This is a genomic window from Endozoicomonas sp. (genome assembly GCF_031844845.1).
Classification (GTDB): domain Bacteria; phylum Pseudomonadota; class Gammaproteobacteria; order Pseudomonadales; family Endozoicomonadaceae; genus Endozoicomonas.
Genome location: NZ_JAVRMB020000096.1, coordinates 1 through 5,801 on the forward strand (window position 1 = coordinate 1; position 5,801 = coordinate 5,801).

At 47.3% G+C, this 5,801-nt stretch carries 8 protein-coding genes; 5 read left to right on the forward strand and 3 right to left on the reverse strand.

All coding sequences use genetic code 11. The features are described from left to right. Nucleotides 1–440, reverse strand: a 440-nt coding sequence (locus tag RM811_RS04535) for a Mor transcription activator family protein (protein ID WP_402521195.1), incomplete at its 3' end; no start/stop codon positions are given. A gap of 4 nt (nt 441–444) precedes the next feature. Between RM811_RS04535 and RM811_RS04540 the strand changes: the two genes are divergently transcribed. The 5 genes from RM811_RS04540 to RM811_RS04560 are packed head-to-tail and all read left to right on the forward strand — an operon-like array spanning nt 445 to nt 3,542. Beyond that, complete coding sequence (locus RM811_RS04540; protein WP_402521212.1) at nt 445–921, forward strand: PD-(D/E)XK nuclease-like domain-containing protein; 477 nt, start codon at nt 445–447, stop codon at nt 919–921. Between the two features lie 23 nt (nt 922–944). After that, the gene (locus tag RM811_RS04545) at nt 945–1,799 is read left to right on the forward strand and encodes a recombinase RecT (protein WP_402521197.1); all 855 of its coding nucleotides are present in this window, start codon (nt 945–947) and stop codon (nt 1,797–1,799) included. A 29-nt stretch (nt 1,800–1,828) separates the two neighbouring features. Further along, nucleotides 1,829–2,059 carry a hypothetical protein gene (locus tag RM811_RS04550; protein ID WP_402521199.1) on the forward strand — a complete coding sequence of 77 codons (231 nt, stop codon included), beginning with the start codon at nt 1,829–1,831 and terminating at the stop codon, nt 2,057–2,059. Nucleotides 2,060–2,076: 17 nt separating this feature from the next. After that, entirely contained in the window at nt 2,077–2,262 is a 186-nt protein-coding gene (locus tag RM811_RS04555) for a hypothetical protein (RefSeq protein ID WP_402521201.1), read from the forward strand. 32 nt (nt 2,263–2,294) lie between these two features. Further along, nucleotides 2,295–3,542, forward strand: coding sequence for a tyrosine-type recombinase/integrase (locus tag RM811_RS04560; protein ID WP_402521204.1), 1,248 nt, complete (start codon nt 2,295–2,297; stop codon nt 3,540–3,542). A gap of 496 nt (nt 3,543–4,038) precedes the next feature. On the opposite strand, the gene RM811_RS04565 is transcribed toward RM811_RS04560, so the two are convergent. Together RM811_RS04565 and RM811_RS04570 are read right to left on the reverse strand one after the other, a co-directional pair. Further along, nucleotides 4,039–4,539, reverse strand: a complete 501-nt coding sequence (locus RM811_RS04565; RefSeq protein ID WP_402521207.1) for a hypothetical protein — start codon at nt 4,537–4,539, stop codon at nt 4,039–4,041. Beyond that, nucleotides 4,505–5,104, reverse strand: coding sequence for a type II toxin-antitoxin system MqsA family antitoxin (locus tag RM811_RS04570; protein ID WP_402521209.1), 600 nt, complete (start codon nt 5,102–5,104; stop codon nt 4,505–4,507). Before RM811_RS04570 ends, RM811_RS04565 begins: the two co-directional genes overlap by 35 nt. Nucleotides 5,105–5,801 lie beyond the last annotated feature (697 nt).

The following is a 5,801-nucleotide window of genomic DNA, read 5'->3' on the forward strand; positions in this document are numbered from 1 at the left end:
CTCTTTGCCTTCTTCCTTGATTTCGGTGATGTCCTTATTTCATGGCCGTAAACTGCACCTCCAATTGGTTCACCGAATGCTCCAAAGAGTTCACCCTGGGTGGGGTATGCTCCAGTTCGGTCACCCGGTGTTCCAACACCGCCATGCCTTTTTCCATCTGGGTTATTCGTTGTTCGGTCATCGCCTCCTCCCTGAAGGTAGCCCTGGACGCCTGTCCTGAGATGGCGGCATGTCAGACCATAACGGGGAAAGTTATCGCCCTGGACGATTTTGCGTATGGTGCGCTCCACCAGTCCGAATCGCTGACCGATGGATTGCTTATGTTCTCCTGCCCACACGGCCTGCCTGATTTCCTGATTCCGAATCCGGACGGCCATCTGTTGGGGGATATACAACAGCATTCCACCAAATCGGGAGGCCAGCTTTTGGGCGGCGTCCATGCCAATGACTTCTACTATCTCTGGTCATGACAAAGCGTCGAAGTCCTTTTCTAAAGGGGTGGCTGAACGCTCTATCTATTGGGAAGACCTTGAGACTGGCATCCTCTGCCGTGGTCGTATGGATTACTATCGGGAAGACCTCGGCATCGTTTTTGATCTGAAGTCCTGCATGGATGCCCGGTATGGCAAATTCCAGAAGGATATTCTGAGCTATCACTACCACCAGAAAGCGTCATGGTATCTGGACGGGTGTCGTGCAGTGGGTCTGCCGGCTAATGGCTTTGCCTGGTTAGCCATTGAAAAGGAGCAGCCTTATGCCATCGGTCTGTATATGGCCAGCGAGGGCATGCTGACATTGGGTCGTTCGGATATGCGCCAGCTGGTTAACCTGTTTTCTGAATGCCAGCGCACTGGTGTGTGGCCGGGTTATCCCGACGAGTTTTGTACCATCGAATTGCCTGAATGGGCGAAGGTCGCCTAAGCATCTGTATAAGGAGAAGTATCATGGCAGGGAATGCTAAAAAATCACCGGCAAAGCAGCCGGTCAAATCTGAAAAGGCCGCTAGTGGTGGCCAGCTCACCATCAAGGATCTGCTGCGTAATAATAAAAATACCATCGCCCAGTCGTTGGAAAATACGCCGCTAACTCCCGAGCGTTTGTTGAATGTCTGTATGACTGAAATTCGCAGGACGCCCAAACTCAGGGAATGTTCACAGGCTTCCCTGTTGGGTTCTGTTATCCAGTCGGCGCAGCTGGGTCTGGAGCCCGGCTCTGCTCTGGGTCATTGCTACCTGATCCCTTTCTTCAATCGCAAGCTGGGCTGCCTTGAATGTCAGTTCATGCTGGGCTATAGAGGCATGCTTGCCCTGGCTCGCCGGTCTGGCTCAATTGTGAGCATCGATGCCCGTGTCGTTTATTCTGCGGATGACTTTGATCTGCGCTACGGCACAGAAACCCGGGTTATCCACAAGCCTCGCCTGACTGGTGACCGTGGTGGTGTGCTGGGTGTTTATGCGGTGGCGCACCTTCAGGGTGGAGGCTCTCAGGTGGATTATATGACCGTTGAAGAAGTGCTCAAGGTCAGGGACTCCTCCAAAGCGAAAGGCGACGGACCTTGGCAGACGCACTTTGAAGAGATGGCAAAGAAGACCGTTGTTCGTCGTCTGTTCAAATATCTGGACGTGTCCATTGAAGCGCTCACTGCTGTCGGCCTGGATGAACGGGCAGATGCTGGACTGTCTCAAAACAACGAGGCGGTGCTGCGTGATGACGATGGCGGTGTGGTGGTGGATATGGATACCGGTGAAATCATCGACGGTGCTGTCTCCAGTGCTGCGGATCTGAATAAGGCACTCTGATGGGTGCCGCTATTTCAAAAGGTGAAATCATGGAAGATGTACTTATGAACGAGCGTGTTTATGTAGTCAGCTTTGGTACGAATCAATTTATGCTGAACAAATTGGAGGATGCGGTGGCTCTGTTGAAGCTGATATCGGATGCTCAGCCGGTGGTGGAAACTTTTCAGGATGGCGCTTTTATCATCAAGCACTCTGAATGTAATAGTCAGCCTGATCTGAAGGTTCGGCATGTTTCTGATATTGATGGCGAGCATTTATAAGACAGGAGGTCGTGTTGATGAAGTGGGTGAAGCTGAATCGTTACTACGTGCTTTCTGGTGATACACAGGACGCCTTCTATCAGAAAAAGCGTAAAGGTATATGGCGTGAAGGGAAAGAATTTCGCACCGCTGCTGATGGTGCGACCTGGGTGAACCTTCATGCTGTGGAGGCTTGGGCGGAAAAAAGCAGGCATGTTCGATAAAAACTATTTCAATAAAAAACCAGAGGTGCAGTATGGACTTATCTCACATCGAAACTCCACCCGGCATAGAGGTACGGGCTTTTAAAAAATACGTAACCGTCAGACTGGTCTTCTACTACAAAAAAGAACGCTGTCGTGAGAATTTCTCCAATCGATCATGGCCAGAAAACAATCCTTCATCCATCAGTAAATTTGAAGCAGCCGTCAAACGGGATGTAACGGCTGCTCACCAGTTGCTCTCCCGGGTTCGCCATGACTTGTCAAAGGATGACTTTGATTATGGCGCACACTTTCCCGATTCTCCCAACAAGGAAAGGTTAGCTCCTGAGAATAAATCACATCGTACCGTGGAGGACTATTTGCGAGACTGTATTGCTCGCTCAAAGAAGAGGGTTCGCCCTGTCACTCAGAAAAATTATAAAAAGATTATCAACAATCAGCTGATTCCTGAATTCGGCCATTTGCTGGCGACCGATCTGACACCCGGCATTGTCCGTGACTGGGTCTTCGAAAAAAGTCATATGTGTAAACGCAAAACCATCAGCAATATCCTGTCGCCTTTTAAAATGGCGATGGATGATGCGGTGATGGACAGGGTTATTTCTGAAAACCCGGTTCGCCAGTTGAATCTGGATTCCATCATTACTATCGAATCCAGGCAGAGTGAATTTCAGGTAGACCCGTTTACTGAAGAAGAAATTGCCATTCTGCTGGATCACATGGGTGAGCAGGTACGCAACCTGTTTCAGTTCGCTTTTTATACTGGCATGCGTACCAGTGAGCTGATTGCGCTGAAGTGGGAAAAAATCGACTTTGTGAATCGTGAGATTCTGGTGGATGAAGCGATGGTGGATGGTCACACTGATCGATTGAAAACTGCGGAGAAAGGGGTTTCATCCCGTAAAATCCTGATGCTTGATCAGGCGCATGAGGCACTACTTCGTCAGAAAGCCCATACTTTCCTTGAAGGTGAGTTCGTCTTTCATCACCCGCTGAAAGGTCGGCACTGGATGAATGATTCCGAAGTTCGAAAATTTGCATGGACGCCGGCTATCAAGCGAGCCGGTCTGCGCTACCGCAATCCGTACCAGACTCGCCATACCTACGCCCATATGCTGATTCTGGATAATGAGAATCCCTGGTGGATTGCCAATCAGTTAGGCCATTCCGGGATCGATATGTTGAACCGTCACTATGGTGGCTGGCTGGAAAAATCCGCAGAGAAGTATCATCCCAAGCATCGCTTCAATGGTGGCCAGCCTCTTTCTGCTGCTCAGTAACCCTTCTCTCTATCCTCCCTTCCCTGTCTTTTTGGTGCTGCCCTGTTTGGGTAGCTGCTGTCTTTCTTGCCCTGGCTGGCTTCGTCAAATGGTGGTTTTCTGGTCTTGCTCTGCCAATTCTGAGGGGCGTTTGAGGGGCGAATTTTTCATTTTGAGGGGCGTTTGAGGGGCGGTGGGGGGCGTTTGAGGGGCGATTCTGAACAGACTGAGGCAGACTCAGACAGATCACCCAGGCAAATAAAAAGGGCGTAAACTTTTGAATTTACGCCCTTTTGTCTGTCTGACTCTGCCTCAGTCGGCCTGAGTCATTTTTCCTGATTGGTGGAGGCGGCGGGATTTGAACCCGCGTCGATTTCTTATATATCAGTAAGTTATAAATACAGGCTGTCGTAATGCTGTCATTCCTGTTTTCGTACTTAAATACCAGTATTTTGCTACACGACACTCGCCTAAACGACTGTGGCTGTTAAGAATTTGGTTTTTCTTTAGTCAAGTATCAGGCTTTATGTTCGCCTGATTGAAAGCGAAGAGTTGGCAATACCATTGGCCCATATAAAGACCTTGAGGTTAACTGGGATACCAGCTCTCTTATAGCTCCAACAACAACCGTCGAGCCATTAACACTAACAATTGACTCTCTCATTTCAGCCGGGAATGGGGCGAGTAAATGTATAAACGCCTGCCCTTCGACATCTACAGTATATGGTGCGAGCTTAGCTCCATCTTTCTTTTCATTGGCAATTTGGATCCTGACGCAAACCATAAAATGGGTTGGATCATCCTCGTTTTCATCATAAGCCGTCATTATATCTGTTTTGATTTCTACTCCTTCAAAATCAAACTGAGGAGCCCAAAGGCCTTCATCATCATCGACCGGCTTCCGCGGTTCGATTAAGACCTTTTTAAACAGGAGTTGCTTTACCTGTATTGGAGAAAAACTAACATCCACTGACATATCACACTCACCCATATGAGAGCTGTTCTTGATCAGCTTCAAAACGAGAAACCTGATCCTTTTCCAAGCGCAAGCAGCTAGTAGTTGTCACACTTTTTGCTGTTGGATTAAAAGCAATAATGTGCGCCTCTTTGCTTAAAGAAGCCTGAAAGTGCGAAAAAGAGAAGGATGCTTTTTTGGCTACTTCCCCTTCATTGGCTTTACGAGCCAGCCATAAAAATGCCTGGGGAATAGATTTTGCGACCTTCAGCAATTTGTCCATAGGTTCTGATTGGACAACATCATCCTTTTCATATTTGGAAAAAGCCACGGGGCCTCCTCCGAAGATTTTTGCAGCTTGAACCTGTGTTATGCCAACGCTCTCTCTGAACCTTCTAATTTGCTGTCCAGTCAGTAATCCATCAACCTCCTTTTTGAAGGCAAGCATGGCACGTTTATTTTCTCGGACATCCGTTGCATCAGCAGATTCACATCCACAAATGTTACACTCAGAATAATAAAAAGGGATTTTTTTGGTATCACCCTTATAGCTCGCTTCGCGAGAACCCGTGTGATCAGACAGATGTCCTTCTTCGCAAATTGGACAAATTTTCTCTGTTGTACTCATCTTATTAACTCCTTGCTATGATGAGAGGTGGCACGAAATGGTTAGAATTACACTGCCGCTCTTGCCGATAGCAAACTTTATATAGTAACTAACAGGAATATTCTTAAAAGCTGTGTCATTCCACTCGTCTCGGTTAATGGCATAACCATCACAAGCAGCCCACGTTCGGATATCGCCTTTCGTTCTCAAAATACACCACTGAGAATTTCGGAACTGGCCACTGCTAATAGCAAGCTCAACCAGCCTCTTAACATCTTCATCATCAAGTGACAGGTCTTGCACATTTTCAATACATTTCACTGTAGCTAGTGTTACAGGTTGCCCAGATTCAAGAGCCTTCTCTACTTCACATCTCGAATATAACGGCCCGCAGAGTATTTGCCTGTCAGCACTCTTGTCACTTGGGGGACTACCTCCACTGAACAAGCTTACATTTATATTATTTACCATTATGGTAAGTCCCTCAAGTAAATCGATAATATATTTTAGCTATTAAAAGTAAATTTTTAATAATTGTAATAATAATGACTACTGACTAGCAGGTGAAAAACTGTAACCCATTGAAAATAGTGGTATATATAATCTTGCATGAATATTAAGACTTTAAAGTGCTCCCGACCGTGCGCAACCGTAAATCTGGAATAGACGAATAACTGGTCCTTCCCCGGCTGTGCCAGATGAATACGATCCATAGACG

Bases quoted from the DNA above. Each gene is read 5' to 3' on its own strand.
- RM811_RS04540 (WP_402521212.1), top strand. From the start codon at position 445: ATGACTTCTACTATCTCTGGTCATGACAAAGCGTCGAAGTCCTTTTCT.
- RM811_RS04545 (WP_402521197.1), top strand. From the start codon at position 945: ATGGCAGGGAATGCTAAAAAATCACCGGCAAAGCAGCCGGTCAAATCT.
- RM811_RS04550 (WP_402521199.1), top strand. From the start codon at position 1,829: ATGGAAGATGTACTTATGAACGAGCGTGTTTATGTAGTCAGCTTTGGT.
- RM811_RS04555 (WP_402521201.1), top strand. From the start codon at position 2,077: ATGAAGTGGGTGAAGCTGAATCGTTACTACGTGCTTTCTGGTGATACA.
- RM811_RS04560 (WP_402521204.1), top strand. From the start codon at position 2,295: ATGGACTTATCTCACATCGAAACTCCACCCGGCATAGAGGTACGGGCT.
- RM811_RS04570 (WP_402521209.1), bottom strand. From the start codon at position 5,104: ATGAGTACAACAGAGAAAATTTGTCCAATTTGCGAAGAAGGACATCTG.